Origin of the sequence: Pseudoalteromonas sp. SCSIO 43101, from assembly GCF_023650775.1 — a bacterium.
In the GTDB taxonomy this organism is placed as follows: Bacteria; Pseudomonadota; Gammaproteobacteria; order Enterobacterales; family Alteromonadaceae; genus Pseudoalteromonas; species Pseudoalteromonas apostichopi.
On the sequence record NZ_CP072673.1, the window covers coordinates 1703481 to 1721985 of the forward strand.

Sequence of the window (18505 nt, forward strand, 5' to 3'; positions counted from 1 at the left end):
GACAACATATAAGGAGAACACTCATGGTAGATAAAGCATTAGGCGGCGCAGGTTTACGTGGTCAGGTAGCAGGTGAAACAGCACTGTGTACAGTAGGTAAATCAGGTTCAGGTTTAACATATTGTGGTTATGATATTAGCGAATTAGCAGAGAAAGCACAGTTTGAAGAAGTATCTTTTTTACTGTCGCGTGGTGAATTACCAACAGAGTCTGAGCTTACAGAATATAAAGCAAAGCTAAAATCACTACGTGGTTTACCAGATGCACTAAAAACAGTGCTTGAGAACATTCCTAAAGACGCGCACCCAATGGATGTAATGCGTACTGGTTGTTCAATGCTAGGTAACCTAGAAATGGAGCAAGATTTCTCAGAGGCGAATGATGCGATTGACCGCCTAGTTGCCGTATTCCCAAGTATTATTTGTTATTGGTATCGCTTTAGCCATGACGGCGTTCGGATTGAAACTGAGACTGATGATGATTCGGTAGGCGCACATTTCTTAAATTTATTGCACGATAAAGCGCCATCGGCATTATTTGAGCAAGTAATGAATGTATCTTTAATTCTATACGCAGAGCATGAGTTCAATGCATCGACATTTACTGCGCGTGTATGTGCATCAACATTGTCAGATATTCACTCTTGTGTAACGGGGGCTATTGGTAGCTTACGTGGTCCATTACATGGTGGTGCTAACGAAGCGGCTATGGATATGATTGAAGGCTTTACAAGTGCAGATCAAGCTGAAGAGGCGCTAATGGGTATGCTTGAACGTAAAGACAAGATTATGGGCTTTGGTCACGCTATTTACCGTGAATCAGATCCACGTAATGTGATCATCAAAAAATGGTCTGAAAAACTGGCTGCCGAAGTGGGTGATGATGTTCTCTATCCTGTCTCTGTTCGCTGTGAAGAAGTTATGTGGCGTGAAAAGAAATTATTCTGTAATGCTGATTTCTTCCATGCATCTGCGTATCACTTCATGGGTATTCCAACTAAGTTATTTACGCCAATTTTCGTGATGAGTCGTGTAACTGGTTGGACTGCACACGTGAAAGAGCAACGTGCTAATAACCGTATTATTCGCCCAAGTGCAGATTATACGGGCCCAGAAGCTCGTAGCTATACGCCAATTTCAGAGCGCTAATCGTTAATTAAATCAGTGATAGGGGTAGCTTAGCTGCCCCTTTATGAAGGGGCGTAAGAATAATAAAAATAATCAGCCCACCTTTATTCACCGTCACCAAGTACAAGTAGAATCATCATGAATACAAATTTTAGAAAACCATTAGCAGGCACTGGGGTCGATTATTTTGATACTCGCGCTGCTGTTGATGCAATTAAACCGGGCAGCTATGCCACACTTCCTTATACATCACGTGTCCTTGCCGAAAACTTAGTGCGTCGTTGTGAACCTGAAATGCTTAATGATGCACTTTCGCAATTGATTGAAAGAAAACGTGATTTAGACTTTCCATGGTTTCCTGCACGCGTAGTATGTCACGATATCTTAGGTCAAACAGCGTTAGTTGATTTAGCCGGCCTTCGTGATGCGATTGCTGCAAAAGGGGGAGATCCTGCAAAAGTAAATCCTGTGGTACCAACTCAGTTAATTGTTGATCATTCATTAGCTGTTGAACACGCAGGTTTTGAGCCAGATGCCTTCGAAAAAAACCGTGCTATTGAAGACCGTCGGAACGATGACCGATTCCACTTTATTAATTGGACGAAAACAGCATTTAAAAATATTGATGTGATACCGCCGGGTAACGGCATTATGCATCAAATTAATTTAGAGAAAATGTCGCCTGTGATCCAAAAACGTGACGGTGTGGCTTTCCCAGATACACTGGTTGGTACAGATAGCCATACACCAATGGTGGATGCACTAGGTGTTATTGCAGTCGGTGTAGGTGGTCTTGAAGCTGAAAGCGTGATGCTTGGCCGCGCATCTTACATGCGTTTACCTGATATTGTGGGGGTTGAGCTGACAGGTAAACCACAACCAGGTATTACTGCAACCGATATTGTATTAGCGATCACCGAATTTTTACGCAATGAAAAAGTCGTTTCGACCTATCTTGAATTTTATGGTGAAGGTGCCGAGGCACTGACACTGGGTGATAGAGCAACTATCTCAAATATGACACCAGAGTTTGGTGCAACTGCTGCGATGTTCTACATCGATGATAATACGCTTGATTACTTACGTTTGACTGGCCGTGAAGAAGACCAAGTTAAGCTAGTCGAAATCTATGCAAAAGAAACTGGTCTTTGGAGTGATAGTCTAAAAACGGCAGAATATGAGCGTGTATTAACCTTTGATTTGTCATCTGTAGGTCGAAATATTGCGGGTCCATCTAATCCACATCGCCGTGTTGCAACCAGCGAACTTGATAAAGCGGGTATTACTGGTGTTGTTGAAAATGAAGAAGGCTTAATGCCTGATGGCGCGTGTATTATCGCAGCAATCACAAGTTGTACGAATACAAGTAACCCACGCAACGTTATTGCTGCAGGTTTACTTGCACGTAATGCCAACGCCAAAGGTTTAACCCGTAAGCCATGGGTTAAAACATCACTGGCACCGGGCTCTAAAGCGGTGAAATCTTACCTAGAAGAAGCTAATTTGTTACCTGAGCTTGAGCAACTTGGCTTTGGTATTGTTGCCTTTGCATGTACGACGTGTAACGGCATGAGCGGTGCGCTAGATCCAAAAATTCAGCAAGAAGTAATTGACCGTGACTTATACGCAACAGCTGTACTTTCGGGTAACCGTAATTTTGATGGTCGTATTCATCCATATGCAAAACAAGCATTCTTAGCTTCACCTCCACTGGTTGTTGCTTATGCCATTGCTGGTACTATTCGTTTTGATATCGAAAAAGATGTATTAGGGCATGATCAGGAAGGTAACGAAATTCGCCTAATGGATTTATGGCCAAGCGATGAAGAAATTGATGCAGTGATCAAACAAAGTGTTAAACCTGAACAGTTTAAAAAGGTTTATGAGCCAATGTTCGACTTAAGTGTTGATTATGGCGAAGACAACGATCCGCTTTATCAATGGCGTCCACAAAGTACTTATATTCGTCGACCACCATATTGGGAGGGGGCGTTAGCAGGTGAGCGTTCTCTTACTGATATGCGTGCATTAGCCGTACTAGGCGACAACATCACCACTGACCACTTATCGCCTTCAAATGCGATTTTAGCGTCAAGTGCTGCTGGTGAGTACCTAGCTAAAATGGGCCTTCCTGAAGAAGATTTTAACTCGTATGCTACTCACCGAGGCGATCATTTAACAGCGCAACGCGCTACATTCGCCAACCCTAAGTTACTGAATGAAATGGTTAAAGAAAATGGTGAAGTAAAGCAAGGTTCATACGCTCGCATTGAACCAGAAGGTAAAGTGACTCGTATGTGGGAAGCAATCGAAACCTACATGCAGCGTAAACAACCGCTTATCATTGTGGCAGGTGCCGATTATGGCCAAGGCTCATCACGTGACTGGGCAGCTAAAGGTGTACGCCTTGCAGGTGTTCAAGTTATTGCAGCCGAAGGTTTTGAACGTATTCACCGCACTAACCTGATTGGTATGGGCGTATTACCGCTAGAATTTAAAGCCGGCACGACACGAACTACATTAGGTATTGATGGTAGTGAGACCTTTAGCGTGAAAGGTGAGCCAACACCTGGAGCTACGCTTACACTTGTTATTACTCGTGCTAACGGTGAAACCGTAGAAGTACCTATGACTTGTCGTTTAGATACCGCTGAAGAAGTATCAATCTATTCAGCAGGGGGCGTGCTGCAACGTTTCGCGCAGGATTTCTTAGAATCTGAGGAGCACTAAACTATGACGTTTAAACCACAAATAAAGGTGCCAGCAACCTATATGCGTGGCGGTACCAGTAAAGGGGTGTTCTTTAACTTAACTGATTTACCTGAGCCTGCCCAAGTGGCAGGTGAAGCACGCGACAACTTGTTATTACGTGTGATTGGTAGCCCTGATCCTTACCAAAAACAAACTGACGGTATGGGTGGTGCTACCTCAAGTACGAGCAAAACTGTAATTTTATCGAAAAGTGATAAACCTAACCACGATGTTGATTATTTATTTGGTCAAGTTGCTATCGATAGAGCGTTCGTTGATTGGAGTGGTAACTGCGGTAATTTAACCTCAGCAGTAGGGGCTTTTGCAGTATCTAATGGTCTTGTAGATGCCAGTAAAATTCCTGAAAATGGCATTGTTGAAGTTAAAGTATGGCAAGTCAATATAAGTAAAACCATAATAGTACATGTGCCAATTACCAATGGCGAAGTACAAGAAACCGGTGATTTTGAGCTTGATGGCGTGACATTTCCTGCTGCAGAAGTAAAACTTGAATTTATGGACCCAGCAGACGGTGAAGGCGCATTATTTCCAACAGGTAATTTAGTTGATGAACTTGAAGTTCCGGGTATTGGTATGTTGTCTGCGACGATGATCAATGCGGGTATCCCAACTGTGTTCATCAACGCCAGTGAAGTTGGCTATGATGGTACAGAGCTGCAAGAAGCAATAAACGGTGATGCATCGGCACTTGAAAAGTTAGAAACGATTCGCGCCTACGGGGCGTTGAAAATGGGGCTAATTTCTCATCTTGATGAAGCTAAAGCTCGCCAACATACACCAAAAGTAGCATGGGTTGCACCGGCAAAAACCTATCATGCATCAAGCGGTAAAGTTGTAAGCGATGCAGATATTGATTTAGTGGTACGCGCTATGTCGATGGGTAAATTGCACCATGCCATGATGGGCACGGCTGCTGTTGCTATAGGTACCGCTGCTGCCATTCCTGGTACCTTGGTGAACCTTGCTGCAGGTGGTGGTGAGCGTCAGGAGGTAAACTTTGGTCACCCTTCTGGCACATTAAAAGTGGGTGCTGCTGCAACACTTGTTGATGGTAATTGGCAAGTCACAAAAGCAAGTATGAGTCGAAGTGCTCGAGTGCTTATGGAAGGGTGGGTTAGAGTGCCGCAATAGAGCACAATACTTTCAAAATAAAGCGGCGTTTACGCCGCTTTATCGTTTGCGTAGCATTGTTGTTTCATACCTTGTATAAACTCGTCAAACTTGCCGCTGGCTTGCATCAACTCAATTTCATCATTTAAGTCTTTTAAAACCTTTTGCCAGTGTGGTGTTGATTTACTGACAGAATAATACAGTGGTTTGTATTCAAGTTTAGGTTCTAGCGCTACGAGTGATTCTAGCATTTGCTGTTTACCATTCATTGATAATTCAGACTTATATATGCTTGCTTTTAGTACCTCAAGGTCTGCCACAATCAAGCTGACTCGATTACTTAGTAAGAGGTGGATTAACTGGTATTCATTATTTGCGACGATTGTATCGATCTCTTTATTATCAATCATGGCATCTAATTCTTTGGTGTTTTTATATGAACGGACCACACCAATAGGTAGGTCTTTTACTGAATTTAAATCACCATTAAATGGAATTTGATTTCCTTTTAACGCAACGAATGATAAATCACCTCCAGGAATAGCATGACTCAAAGCGAGTAAATCGTTGCGGGTTTTGTTGAGAAAATTATCAGATACCACATTGTCTTCGATGAAGTATTCCGGAAAGAGAATGTCAGCTCGGCCTAATTCAGCCTCTCTAACAGCACGTGCCCAAGGGTAAAAACTAATATGTACGCCATAGCCTTTCTCTAATAGGGAGCCCACTGTGAATTGGAATAACCACCCTTTGTTACATAGGTTTTCATCAATATAGGGAGGCCAATCTAAGGTTACCAGTTTTAAAACATGATTTGCATCTAGGTTATAACCATAACCACCGTTAAAACGAACAGCTTCTTCAGTCGCTATTTCGCCATTTTTTTGAAAGCTGACAGCCGTTAGGCCTGCAAAGGCTTGAAATGAAGCAAATAATAAAAACACGGTCAGTAGTTTCATAAATTGTCTAAGTTTTTGTTATTTAAATAAAGCTTAGTCTTTTGTAGTAAATATACAACCAATTAACTCTAACATTATTTACTAGGCTAGTGCGTTTTTCGATCACTGCACACATAAATGGGCTAGAATAACAAAACAATCAATTTGTATTATGATATTATTTAGCGGGTTTTTTGCAGCTTAAGGACAACAATAATGATAAAATCAAGTATCTATATTTCACTGCTAGTAAGCTCTTTGCTTGCTCACGCACAACTACCGCTTAGTGTTACAAGTCCTGATGGACAATTAACACTGAAGCTTGAAGAACAGCAAAACCAAATTGTTTATAGTGTAACTTATGGCAAGCAAGTATTTTTGGAACCATCTCAGCTTGGTTTAAATACTAACCTTGGCGACCTTTCACAAAGTTTAAAATATAAGAGCCATACAACGGCTTCTATAAAAGAGAGTTATAAGCTGCATAATGCAAAGGCGAGTGAAATAAACTACACCGCGAACACCTTAAAAGTACAGTTTGAAAACAAAGATGGTAGAGTGCTTGGTGTGCAGTTTAATGTTTCTGATCACGATGTTGCATTTCGTTACCAAGTCACGGGTGTTGAAACAGATACCCGAATCAAGGTGCTATCTGAATATAGTGCTTTTAATTTACCCGACGATGCAACTACATTTATTAGCCCGCAAGCCTTACCTGAAACAGGCTGGATGCAAACAAAACCAAGTTATGAAGTGCCTTACACCTTTAATGAAGCTCTTGGCACACCGTCAGCGAATGGCGTGGGGTATACCTTTCCTGCTTTATTTAAAAATAGCGATAAAGGTTGGCTTTTAATTTCTGAAACTGGTGTAGATAGCCATTATGTAGGCTCAAAATTGAGCGAAGGCACAAAAGACGGTATTTATCGAGTTTCATTTCCTCAAGCCGGTGAGAATAATGGTATTGGAGCAACCTACGCAGCTATGTCTATGCCTGCAATGACTCCTTGGCGTACTATTACTTTAGGGACCAGTTTAAAGCCTATTGTTGAGTCAACAGTGGTTTTTGATTTGGTTAAACCGCTTTATCAAGCAAATCAAGAATATACTATGGGGCGCTCAACATGGAGCTGGATCGTATGGCAAGATCCAAGTATTAACTATGACGACCAAGTAAAATTTATAGATCTCGCTGCATCTCTAAATTTTGAATATGTATTAATCGATAGTGGTTGGGATCAAAACATTGGTCGTGACAGAATGGCTAAATTAGTCGAATACGCCAATAGTAAAGGCGTTGATGTTATATTGTGGTACAACTCAAATGGCTGGTGGAATGATGCACCACAAACACCAAAGAATAGAATGAATACCGCGCCTATAAGAAGAAATGAAATGGCTTGGCTACAAAGCATTGGCGTTAAAGGCCTTAAAGTTGACTTTTTTGGTGGCGACAAACAAGAAACTATCAAACTTTATGAAAATATTTTAACGGATGCTAATCAGTACGGTTTAGTGATCACTTTTCACGGCAGTACCATTCCGCGTGGTTGGGAAAGAATGTATCCTAACTTCGTCACATCTGAAGCGGTTCTAGCATCGGAGAACCTTGTTTTTCATCAAAATTCGTTAGATTTACATGCCTATAACGCGACAATTTTACCGTTCACCCGTAATGCTATTGGCGCTATGGATTTTGCCCCAGTGTTTTTAAACAAACGCTTATCTCAAGATCAAACAGTCGGCACTATTCGTAAAACCACAGATACATTTGAACTGGCAACAGGTGTGCTTTATCAATCACCTGTGCAACATTTTGGCCTGACGCCAAATAACCTTGCAGAACAACCTCAATTTGTTATTGATACTTTAAAGGCGATGCCAACGGTATGGGATGAAACACGTTATATCGCTGGCCAGCCAGGTCAAGATGCAACTATCGCAAGGCGTCATCAGCAAACATGGTGGGTAGCAGCTGTGAATGGTGAAAATAAAGCCAAAACATTAGATATCGATTTGCCTATGTTAGCGGGCAAAAAAATCACCCTGTTGTTTGATAAAAAAGATGGCAGTGCTGGTATCAAGAAAGTAAAAGTGAGTAACAGTGGTAAGTTGAGCTTAAACTTATTAGCCCAAGGTGGGGCAATGATTATTGGTCGCTAAATGTAAGTTTATAGGTGATGAAAAAAGCCAAGTATAGAAAAGCGAGCAGGTTGCTCGCTTTTTTATACCTCTATTTGCCTTGTTAAATTAGACGTGGGTCACAGAGAGCAGGGATGCGCTAATAAACTGAGCTACAGGATATTTTAAATAAGAAAAAATAGAATTGGTACGACCGAGTAGATTTGAACTACTGACCTTTGGACCGGGTCATAGAGAGTGGTAGTGCTCTAATCAACTGAGCTACGGGATATTTTAAATAAGGAAAAATAGAATTGGTACGACCGAGTGGATTCGAACCACCGAATTTGGAGCGGGTCGTAGAGAGCGGTAGTGCGCTAACCAACTGAGCTACAGGATATTTTAAATAAGAAAAAATAGAATTGGTACAACCGAGTAGATTTGAACTATTGACCTTTGGACCGAGCCATAGAGAGCGGTAGTGCGCTAACCAACTGAGTTACGGAATATTTTAAATAAGGAAAAATAGAATTGGTACGACCGAGTGGATTCGAACCACCGACCTCTACCATGTCAAGGTAGCGCTCTAACCAACTGAGCTACGGTCGTACTGAAATAAAAATCAAGATTGGTACAACCGAGTGTATTCGAACTACCGACCTTTGGACAGGGCCATTAAGAGTGGTAGTGCTCTTTCCTTTAGTTATACCTAAATCATGGTACAACCGAGTGGATTCGAACCACCGACCCCTACCATGTCAAGGTAGTGCTCTAACCAACTGAGCTACGGTTGTATTTTGATTTGAATAGTTGTTAGCGTGGCTAAACAACGGAGGCTAATATATAGCGACTAGTTGTGTGAATCAAGCAGCTTTAGCTATTTTTGTGCTAAGTGCTGGTTTTTTATTCATAACGGACTAATTTCGCACGCTCGATAGAAATCTTGCCACCAAGCAACATGGCTTTTAGCAGACTGTTTAAGGCGGTGTAAAATTGCGTCATTACTTTCGCTATCCACAAAGTGGTCCATTTCAGTGTCACGCCATATTTGATGATAAAGCGGTTGTAGGGTTTCTAATCTACCCACCAAGAATGATTGATAAGGTTGTAATTGCTCTAAATAGAACTTTTTAAATACATTACTTAGCGTTTGTGCCTTTTGTTTATTCTTATTGGCAGGGCAGAGATCATCTTTTGAGTACTGCATAAGTTGTTGTGTTAATTGCTGATTGTAATGTGTTTGCGCGCGTGCCGCCGATATTAACAACTTGTTATAATTAAAACGGTTTAACACTTCTAATTGGCTAATGATTTGCTCTGGGTCTATATCGTTTATTCTACCGGTATTAATTTTATTGTTTAATTTAGCAATCTGCTCCATCGCGCTCACGGTTTCACTAAAACCTGCTGAGTTTTCATCGATGTATGTCGAACTTAGCTGCCAGCTTTGTTTAAATTCGCTTTCGTTTAGCAGCATAGCTTTAAAGTAGTTAGGGAGGTTTGCTTGTTTTTGTGCGGCAGTGAGTTTTATTTTTTCAAACAATTCATCTTGTTTTTCAAAGCTTTCTAAACACTCATTTGCGCTTTGTAAAAATTTAATCTGATAACTTAGAATATTAGCGGGTGTTGCCGTTTTACCAAGCTGGTTATTATGCTCAGCGATGAGTGTAGATAGCTTACACTGTCGTAACTGAGCAAGCTCGAGCATGCCAATAGTTGCTTTTTCATCGTTATCATAAGCGAAATGCTTAACGTTCAGTGTACTCGGTTTAGATAGCTTAAAACTATCAGTTTTGAGCACGTTTTCTAATCTTTGTGCGTAGGTGTGATTTACATCGCCCGAAGAGGGCGTGCAGGCAATAAGTGCCGTGCACGCTATTGCGATAATAGAATTTACAAGGCTATTGGTTTTGCAAAAAAGGTGCATGTTTAAATCGCCTATGAACAGTGAACATCAACATAATTGCAGCGGCACTTAAACCCACAATAATACCTATCCAAAAGCCATGAGGGCCCATCGCTGGAACAATTAAATCTGTACGAGCAAGTACGAACCCAAGCGCAAAGCCGATCAACCAATACGATACAAAGGTGATATAACCAATTGGTGCCGTGTATTTTAACCCTCGTAAAATACCATTGGCAGAAACTTGCAATGCATCAGGTAATTGATAGATGCAAGCTAACACCATTATTGAAGAAGCAAGAGCCAATACTTCAGGGTTGTCAGAATACAATTGGCTAATAATATCTCGCGCAAAGAAGGTCACACTTGCCAGCATAAAAGCGATTATCGCCGCTAAAATATAACTGGTATTAACTGCATTTCTTAACTGTTGATAATGTTGTTGGCCAAATAGGTTACCTATTCGTATGCTAATTGCAATTGAGAGGCTCAACGGCATCATAAACAGTAATGTAGTAACACTTGCTGCAATTTGATGACCCGCAACGGCTACTGCTCCCAGATGCGCTATAAACAGCGGAATACAAGCAAATAAGGTTACTTCAAAAAACGTGGCCAAAGAAATTGGGATACCCACTTTGGTGATAGCCCATAAAGTAGCGGGCTTTGGAGATGCGAAATTTGCTAACAATGCTTTGGCATCAACCTTTTTACTAAAGTGACAATAAACAACCTGAGTTAGCGCCATTGCTGTAAATACTAGTGCGGTGGCAATACCACAGCCAGCGCCACCATAGGCTTGAAAACCTAACTTACCATGTATAAACACGTAATTTGCTGGAATATTTACCGCTAAACCAATTAAGCTAATGTAAAAAGCAGGTTTGGTCATACCCATACCTTCAGTAATATTGCGATATACACTGAAAAGTAAAAAACCGAAAATCCCCCATTTAACAAAATGAATATATTGCTCGGCTAAATGGGTAATAGACTGTGAGGTATCAAGTTGAACAAGCACGGTATCAGCAAGGCTTGCTAGCCCTAAACCAATAATAGCGAGTATTAGGGCAAGATATAATCCTTGTTGAAAGTAGTGGCTAATACCTTGTTTATCATTTGAGCCAGCAAACTGCGCAATAATGCCAGTTAAAGCCAATAAAATGCCCTGCAGTGCGAGCATTAACGGATTCCAAATACCCGTTGCAATAGAGAGCGCCGCCAAGTCCGTTGCACTTACTTGGCCAGCCATCACGGTATCAACAACCGTCATTAAAATAAGCGTTACTTGTGCCAAAAATACTGGAATGGCTAACGAAATTAACCTTTTGGCTTCCCAACTACAAAAAGACATAATTTACACGACTAAATAAACAGGCAGCCATTGTAATCTATTCATAGATCAATAAAAATCGCAGTTATCTATTTAATGAAGAAAAGAGAAAGCGATGTTCACTGGAATTGTGCAAACGCAAGCTGTTGTGGTTAAGGCTAATAATCAAGGTGGTGTGCTAAGGCTATCATTAAAAGTAGGGCAGCAATTTGCTGAAAATCTGAATATTGGTGCAAGCATTGCCGTTAATGGCTGCTGTTTAACCGTCGTTAAGTTTGACTCTGACTCCCTTGGTAGCTGTGTTATTGATTTTGATGTGATTGATGAAACATTAAAGTTGACCAACCTAGGTATGTTAACTTTAAATGATACGGTGAATTTTGAGCGCTCAGTGACCTTTGGTACTGAACTGGGAGGCCATATCGTGTCGGGCCACATTCATTGTATGGCCGAAATACTGTCAATTAACCACCTTCAAGATAACTGTAAAATGCAATTATCATTAGCAAAAGAGTGGCAAAAATACGTGTTGTATAAGGGATTTGTGAGTGTTAACGGTGCAAGCCTCACCGTAGGTGAAGTAGATGAGCTGGGCTTTTGGCTGCACTTGATCCCAGAAACACTGGCTATTACCAATCTAGATAACTATCGCGAAGGCGATAAGTTAAATATTGAAGTCGATCAGCAAACTTATACCATTATTAATACGGTCGAAAATTATCTAGAGCAACAAGCAAAATAAGTATAGATATATAAAACGAGCAAATTAAAAAATTTGCTCGTCATCGCTATCGACATGTAACTCAAGTTTATTGTGTGCGTAATCTATATGCATATTCAAATGGATAGGGTTGCAGCATGCACTGCAATCTTCATAATAGTCTTGGTCACCGTCGCTAGCATCAAGTGCCACATGAATGTGGTGACCACAATGAGGGCATGAAATCCGTTGTGTGTAATGGTCTTTCATCAGCTTTTACCTTAATCAGGCATGCCTGAGTTCGTTAAATTGCAATCTGAATTAAACTCTAAAACATAAAAAATGAATGTAGATTTAATCAGATTGGTATAACTCACTAACCGAATTGTTTATAAGCGTAGTGCTACAACAAACGGCTAGCATCTTTGTTTATACGCCTTATAAGATAAATATAGTCACGTTTAGTAGTTTATGACATCCATTTTACAGTGATTTCGCGGTTATTTTAGTAGCTGCTGAATATGTTGTTTTGCTTCAGTAAGATAGTGCCCGGCAAATATGTTGGCATTATTGAGCATTGGGTATAGTTGGTAAATAGCTCTACGATGCTCGTAACCTACCTGCAGTGGGTAGATATCGTTATAGGCATCATAAAAGCTATCGGGGAGTGGGGCATAAAGCTCGCTCGTTGCAATATCGCATTCCCGATCACCATAATAACAAGCAGGGTCAAACACACTAGGTACATTATTATAAAAGCCCATATTCCGGCGCCAAAAATCACCGTGTAATAATGAAGGCTCAACAACATGGCTATGCAGAGCATCTTTAACAAAGGCAATAAAGGTATCTTGATCGACAAGCTCTATGCCTTTTTCTTGTAATAGCTGTAATTGCCAACCTATTCGTTCTTCAGCAAAAAATACATCCCATTTTTTGTGCCAGCGATTAGGTTGTAGAGTTGAGCCAAGAAAGTTGTCGTTATCGAAGCCGAACATGGCTTGAGTATGTTTTTGGTGCAAATTGGCAAGATACTCACCCATTTCATGCCAATTAGTATTATTATGAGGCTGTTTATCAAGCTCTAACCATTCAAGCACCATAAATGAAAACTCTATGTTGCAACCTGTTGTTATGCAATCTGGGATCATAAATAGGCTTTCTTGAGTTAAAAGCTTAAGGTTCAAGGCTTCGCATTCGAAGCGCTCAAGATCACTCAAATGAGCTACTTTCACAAAGAAATGATGTAAATCATCACCAATTTGGAAGTATCTGTCGTTATTTGGCGATTTTAATTGGCGTTTAAAGGTATGCTTAAAATCAAAATGCATCGCTTGGCTAATCTGTTCATTCACTGAATTCCACATAATTTTGTTCGCCTTTTAACCATATAGTTAAACTATGGCAAAAAGACGATGAATTAACAAACCCATAGCGTTAATATTATTAAAGTTTATCGAAGTATTTATGAGGGGTCAGATGAATAAAAGTCTCATTACTAATTTAGTGGCGTTTGCATTAGTATTAGTCGGGTTTTTATTTGAACAAGCAATAGTACTTTCTGTTGGTTTATTTGCGTTATCGGGCGCAGTAACAAACTGGCTTGCTATACACATGCTATTCGAAAAAGTACCATTTTTATATGGCTCAGGGGTCATAACATTAAAGTTTGCCTCTTTTAAAGTCGCTATCCGCAACTTGGTGATGACAGAATTCTTCGCTGAAGAGAAAATCGATCAGGTGATGGCTTTAGCAAAACCAAACATTGATTTAGAGCCTGTGATTAGTGAAGTTAACCTCAGTCCGGCTTATGATTCTTTAATTGAGGTCATCGAAAACTCACAATTTGGCGGTATGCTTTCAATGTTCGGTGGGCGTGATGCGCTAGAGCCAATGCGTGAACCTTTCATTGATAAAATGAAAGCAGCGGTAATTGATATTTCAAAAAGCGACGAATTTAAAATGATTCTTGATGAAAAGCTATTTGCCAACTCTCATCTTGGTGGCTCTTTACATAGTACAGTTGAGCGTTTAGTTGATGAGCGTTTGAATGAGCTTACGCCAACAATGGTAAAAGATATCATTCAAACCATGATCAAAGAACATTTAGGTTGGTTAGTGATTTGGGGTGGGGTGTTTGGTGGCTTATTTGGCCTAATCGCTGCGCTAGTATAATGAAGAAGCTTGTAGCAGGCCTTTAAAGACCTGCTACAGTGAATTAATCATTATTTTGAACCAGCAACAACAATCACTGTGTCATCAGATACTTTAGCGATATCCTGGATAGTTGTTTTTGTAGCTGTTTCAAAATTTAAGTATTTTGCTGAGTTATGAAAACCATAAGTGCTTGCAAACTTATCTGTCGACATATCATTGCAAAGTAGCTTTTCTGTCATTACGCGTTTGCTCAAGCGTAGATCGCGCATTGTGCTTGATACGTTTAATGGTTTGTTAGAGGTAATGGCCATACAGGCTTGCGTGCCAACTGAGTCATCTGCGGCGACAAATTGTGCTGCACTTGCATCAGTTGCTGCTAGTGAAGAACCTAAAATTAATGCTGTACCTAGTGCTGTAGTTAACGTATTCATCTTTCTCTCCAGTTGTTGTCCGTATTACGTTTAGTATGTGCAACCTCGCTTTTATGGATACTTCACACTTCCTGTTTGCTGGGCACGTTTAAAGTATTACGCTAAACAAGAACAATTGCTGTTAATGAAAATCGACAAGATGTAAGTAAGTATGTAGATGTGAACAAGCAAAACTAACCGCTTGATAAGTGCTATTTTAAAGTGTGAATTTTGACACAAATAGGCTGAAATCTTTTTCATTTATTTTATTAAAACGTGTTTTAGCTCGTATTAAAGGCTTAATTTTTACGTGGCTGTTACATTTAAGTATTAACTCTACCTTTTCTTAAAAAGGCAAATCAGAGTATAAGGAGCATGAGTGACCACAAAATTAGCAGGCTATTATCAACAAGCCTATGCATCTGAATCAAAACACTTTAATCAATGTTTTTATTGTGGTTGTGAAGCAACTGAGCGAGATTTTTGTCCGCCACTACATATGCTGCAAAGCATTATAGATTTGGGCGAAGAGGCTGAATTTATATCAATTCCAACTTGTTATGAATGCTTTGCATTACTGCATAACGAGCGGGTATTGACCATTGATGGGCGAGTTACAAAACTAAAAAAGAAACTTTCAGCAAAATACGCTAAAGCATTAAGAATTTATCACATGTGGCATGAAAGCGAACTTCACGATATGAGTGATGAATTTGTGCACAGCATAAAAGCTGGTATGAAGTTAGGCGCTGAGGCTGCAGAGCGAATTGCATTCCAAGGTTATAGTTATGCAACCGAAGATGCCAACGTAACAATTCGCGAAAAGCGTGCTGAATTTGATGTGCAAGGCAAAGTCTTTTATGACTTTAAAGACGCGCTCAATTATTGCATTAATGATTTAAATGTAGATCGTACTGAATTTTATAAGCTAGTGGTTGAGGATTATAATGGTGATTTTAATCGTGCTTTAAGCCAATATCGGCATAGGCACGAAAAGGTTACAGCAGCTAATGACGCTGATTCTCTAATCAAAAGCTTTGCGAAGCAGCATAAACAAAACTCTGACTTCGTAACTCGGACTGTGAAACATTTTATCAACAAAGATCCTAGTTTAACGACTGAAGGTGCGTTAGAGCAGCTATATAACAACTACATAAAGAAATAGTGTCCTGTGAGGCTGGTTATTCGTCTTGAATATTGGTGACTGGCCTCGTTTAGTCGCATTAAAGTTAACAATTAGTTAAAGTAATCTAATAATAAAAAAGAGGAACGTAAGAATGCAAAAATTTGCACCATCCTTGTTGGTTATGGCGCTTGGTGTCGCTTTAGCGGGCTGCCAAGACAATGGCCCACAAGATCCAAAAGTCTCAATTAATAAAAATCCATACCCTAGCACCTATCAGCCACTTGCATCACAAAGTACTTTAATCACTAATGCAACTGTTTTAACAGGCACTGGTGAACGTTTAGATAACGCAGATGTTTTCTTTGTTGATGGCAAAGTACAGCAAGTAGGTAAAGACCTTTCTGTACAAGCTGACAAAACGATTGATGCAGAAGGCAAATGGGTAACACCTGGAATTATTGATGTGCACTCACATTTAGGTGCATACCCAACCCCATCAGTGGCATCTCACCAAGACGGCAACGAAATGACCAGCCCAGTTACTGCAGAAGTATGGGTCGAGCATTCAGTATGGCCACAAGATCCTGGTTTCAACCGTGCTCGTGAAGGTGGTATTACGTCATTACAAATTCTACCTGGCTCAGCTAACCTAATTGGTGGTCGTGGTGTAACACTTAAAAATATTCCTTCGCACACAATGCAAGGTATGAAATTCCCTGATGCACCATATGGTTTAAAAATGGCGTGTGGTGAAAACCCTAAACGTGTTTATGGCCGTAAAGGCGTTTTACCATCAACGCGTATGGGTAACATGGCGGGTTATCGCACAGCGTGGATTGAAGCAACTGAGTACAAACGCGAGTGGGATAAGTACGAAAGTGATTATGCCGCGGGTAAAAACCCTGCTGCACCTCATCGCGACATTAAGCTAGATACTTTAGCTGGTGTGTTAGAAGGTGACATTTTAATTCATAACCACTGTTATAAAGCAGAAGAAATGGCCATGATGATCGACCTTGGTAAAGAGTTCGGTTATCACTCAGGCACTTTCCATCACGGTGTTGAAGCATACAAAATTGCTGATTTACTTGCCGAAAATGGTAACTGTGCGGCACTTTGGCCAGATTGGTGGGGCTTTAAAATGGAAGCCTACGACATGGTTCAAGAGAACGTAGCAATTGTTGATGCAGTTAAAAATTCATGTGCAGTGGTTCACTCAGACTCAGATACAACAATCCAACGTTTAAACCAAGAAGCTGGTAAAGTTATGTACCGTGCGAATGATGTTGGTTATGACATCTCTGAGCAACACGCAATCAAATGGATCACCTCAAACGCGGCTAAATCGCTGGGTATTGATGATAAGACTGGTTCACTTGAGGCAGGTAAGCAAGCTGATGTGGTTATTTGGAACCAAAACCCTTTCAGTGTTTATGCTAAAGCAGAGCAAGTATTTATCGATGGTGCCAAAGTTTATGATCGTAATGATGATAAATACCAAGCACAAAGTGATTTCATGCTAGGTCAAAAATAGGAGTAACATTGATGACAAAATTAACTAAATCATTAAAGCTGTCACTTGTTGCTGCTGGCTTATTTTCTGCGACAGCAAGTGCTGCATCGGTAGCGATTGTAAATGCAACACTACACACTTCAACAGAGCAAGGTGTGTTAGAAGGCGCAAGTGTTGTTATTGAAGATGGCAAAATTGTTGCTATTAACCCGGCATCTATCAACGCTGATACAACCATTGATGCAAAAGGCCAAATCGTGACTGCTGGTTTTATCGGCACTATGAACCAATTAGGTCTAGTAGAAGTGGGGGCTGTTGCAGGTTCACGTGATGGTGGTGACGACAAAGCAGGTATCGATTTTGACCCAAGCCTTGCGTTCAACCCACGCAGTAGCTTGATCCCTTATGCACGCAAAGGCGGTATTACTCAAGATGTAATTGTACCAAACGGTGGTGACAGTATCTTTGCCGGTCTTGCATCTGTTGTTGATCTATCAGGTAGCTTTGAAAGCGTAAATAAAAAGCAAGTTGCGCTTGTTGTTCACTTAGGTGAAAAGAGTAAAGGCTCACGTGCTATGTCGATGAAAACACTTATCGACAAACTTGAAGGCGAAAAGTCAGCTAAAAAAGATGACAAAAAAGAGCCATCAACAGAGCAAAAAGTCCTAGCATCTGTACTTGCTGGTGATATGCCTCTGATTGCGAGTGTTCAGCGTGCATCCGACATTTATGAGCTTGTTAAATTAAAAGAAAACTATGGCATTAACTTAGTGATTCATGGTGGTGACGATGCTGTCGTGGTTGCTGATACGCTAGCAAAAGCTGATGTACCTGTGATTATTAGCTCAATGGCAAACTTACCGGGTAGCTTTGATTCATTACATGCAAACCTTGCTAACGCAGGTAAGCTTGAAAAAGCGGGTGTAAAAGTCATTATTGGTGTTGCCGGTGACTCAAGCCATAATGTTTACCAATTACGTTTTGATGCGGGTAATGCAGTGTCTTATGGTATGAGCCAACAAGGAGCACTTAGTGCAGTAACCAGCAACATTGCTGATGTTTTTGGTTTAAACTCAGGCGCAATTGCTAAAGGTAAACGTGCAAATCTAGTTATGTGGTCGGCAGATCCATTTGAGCTTAACTCACACGTAAGCAAAATGTGGATCAACGGTGAAGAGGTTTCAACAGAAGCGCGTCAAGATAAACTACGCGATCGTTATACAACTGACTCAGCGATGCCACGCGCTTACACAAAATAAGCGCTTTAGATATCAAAAAGGCCGCACATTTGC

15 protein-coding genes and 2 tRNA genes are annotated in these 18505 nt (G+C 40.6%); 9 read left to right on the forward strand and 8 right to left on the reverse strand.

The window, feature by feature from the left end:
* Positions 1 to 23: 23 nt before the first annotated feature.
* The 3 genes from prpC (at position 24) to prpF (ending at position 5030) form a co-directional block, all read left to right on the forward strand.
* Positions 24 to 1148 (forward strand): bifunctional 2-methylcitrate synthase/citrate synthase, encoded by a 1125-nt coding sequence (gene prpC / locus J8Z25_RS08005; protein ID WP_250661949.1) that lies wholly within the window; start codon positions 24 to 26, stop codon positions 1146 to 1148.
* A gap of 117 nt (positions 1149 to 1265) precedes the next feature.
* Positions 1266 to 3857 carry a Fe/S-dependent 2-methylisocitrate dehydratase AcnD gene (gene acnD, locus J8Z25_RS08010; RefSeq protein ID WP_250661950.1) on the forward strand — a complete coding sequence of 864 codons (2592 nt, stop codon included), beginning with the start codon at positions 1266 to 1268 and terminating at the stop codon, positions 3855 to 3857.
* 3 nt (positions 3858 to 3860) lie between these two features.
* Positions 3861 to 5030 (forward strand): 2-methylaconitate cis-trans isomerase PrpF, encoded by a 1170-nt coding sequence (gene prpF / locus J8Z25_RS08015; protein ID WP_250661951.1) that lies wholly within the window; start codon positions 3861 to 3863, stop codon positions 5028 to 5030.
* A gap of 29 nt (positions 5031 to 5059) precedes the next feature.
* Here the strand turns inward: prpF and J8Z25_RS08020 are convergent, their stop codons facing one another.
* Entirely contained in the window at positions 5060 to 5968 is a 909-nt protein-coding gene (locus J8Z25_RS08020) for a substrate-binding periplasmic protein (RefSeq protein WP_130051599.1), read from the reverse strand.
* Positions 5969 to 6163: 195 nt separating this feature from the next.
* Between J8Z25_RS08020 and J8Z25_RS08025 the strand changes: the two genes are divergently transcribed.
* Positions 6164 to 8110, forward strand: coding sequence for a glycoside hydrolase family 97 protein (locus tag J8Z25_RS08025; RefSeq protein ID WP_250661952.1), 1947 nt, complete (start codon positions 6164 to 6166; stop codon positions 8108 to 8110).
* Between the two features lie 490 nt (positions 8111 to 8600).
* Here J8Z25_RS08025 and J8Z25_RS08030 read toward each other — a convergent pair.
* From J8Z25_RS08030 to J8Z25_RS08045, 4 genes are all read right to left on the reverse strand, one after another.
* Positions 8601 to 8677 (reverse strand) — tRNA-Val (locus J8Z25_RS08030).
* Between the two features lie 108 nt (positions 8678 to 8785).
* A tRNA-Val gene (locus J8Z25_RS08035) sits at positions 8786 to 8862 on the reverse strand.
* Positions 8863 to 8975: 113 nt separating this feature from the next.
* Positions 8976 to 9995, reverse strand: coding sequence for a DUF3080 family protein (locus J8Z25_RS08040; protein WP_130051597.1), 1020 nt, complete (start codon positions 9993 to 9995; stop codon positions 8976 to 8978).
* The gene (locus tag J8Z25_RS08045; RefSeq protein ID WP_250661954.1) at positions 9970 to 11328 is read right to left on the reverse strand and encodes an MATE family efflux transporter; all 1359 of its coding nucleotides are present in this window, start codon (positions 11326 to 11328) and stop codon (positions 9970 to 9972) included. The genes J8Z25_RS08040 and J8Z25_RS08045 overlap by 26 nt, the downstream gene beginning before the upstream one ends.
* Before the next feature lie 94 nt (positions 11329 to 11422).
* Between J8Z25_RS08045 and J8Z25_RS08050 the strand changes: the two genes are divergently transcribed.
* On the forward strand, positions 11423 to 12049 hold the full coding sequence (locus J8Z25_RS08050; RefSeq protein WP_130051595.1) for a riboflavin synthase subunit alpha: 627 nt from the start codon (positions 11423 to 11425) through the stop codon (positions 12047 to 12049).
* A gap of 24 nt (positions 12050 to 12073) precedes the next feature.
* On the opposite strand, the gene J8Z25_RS08055 is transcribed toward J8Z25_RS08050, so the two are convergent.
* Both J8Z25_RS08055 and J8Z25_RS08060 read right to left on the reverse strand, forming a co-directional pair.
* Positions 12074 to 12277, reverse strand: a complete 204-nt coding sequence (locus tag J8Z25_RS08055; RefSeq protein WP_130051594.1) for a CPXCG motif-containing cysteine-rich protein — start codon at positions 12275 to 12277, stop codon at positions 12074 to 12076.
* A gap of 230 nt (positions 12278 to 12507) precedes the next feature.
* The gene (locus J8Z25_RS08060) at positions 12508 to 13374 is read right to left on the reverse strand and encodes a fructosamine kinase family protein (RefSeq protein ID WP_239977260.1); all 867 of its coding nucleotides are present in this window, start codon (positions 13372 to 13374) and stop codon (positions 12508 to 12510) included.
* A 112-nt stretch (positions 13375 to 13486) separates the two neighbouring features.
* Between J8Z25_RS08060 and J8Z25_RS08065 the strand changes: the two genes are divergently transcribed.
* The gene (locus J8Z25_RS08065; protein WP_167657729.1) at positions 13487 to 14182 is read left to right on the forward strand and encodes a DUF445 domain-containing protein; all 696 of its coding nucleotides are present in this window, start codon (positions 13487 to 13489) and stop codon (positions 14180 to 14182) included.
* Positions 14183 to 14232: 50 nt separating this feature from the next.
* Here the strand turns inward: J8Z25_RS08065 and J8Z25_RS08070 are convergent, their stop codons facing one another.
* Positions 14233 to 14595 carry a DUF3718 domain-containing protein gene (locus tag J8Z25_RS08070; RefSeq protein WP_130051591.1) on the reverse strand — a complete coding sequence of 121 codons (363 nt, stop codon included), beginning with the start codon at positions 14593 to 14595 and terminating at the stop codon, positions 14233 to 14235.
* Positions 14596 to 14953: 358 nt separating this feature from the next.
* Here J8Z25_RS08070 and J8Z25_RS08075 point away from each other — a divergent pair, with 358 nt between their 5' ends.
* From J8Z25_RS08075 to J8Z25_RS08085, 3 genes are all read left to right on the forward strand, one after another.
* Entirely contained in the window at positions 14954 to 15739 is a 786-nt protein-coding gene (locus tag J8Z25_RS08075; protein ID WP_167657727.1) for a hypothetical protein, read from the forward strand.
* Positions 15740 to 15851: 112 nt separating this feature from the next.
* Complete coding sequence (locus J8Z25_RS08080; RefSeq protein WP_130051589.1) at positions 15852 to 17234, forward strand: amidohydrolase; 1383 nt, start codon at positions 15852 to 15854, stop codon at positions 17232 to 17234.
* A gap of 11 nt (positions 17235 to 17245) precedes the next feature.
* The gene (locus tag J8Z25_RS08085) at positions 17246 to 18472 is read left to right on the forward strand and encodes an amidohydrolase family protein (RefSeq protein ID WP_239977258.1); all 1227 of its coding nucleotides are present in this window, start codon (positions 17246 to 17248) and stop codon (positions 18470 to 18472) included.
* Positions 18473 to 18505: the final 33 nt, after the last annotated feature.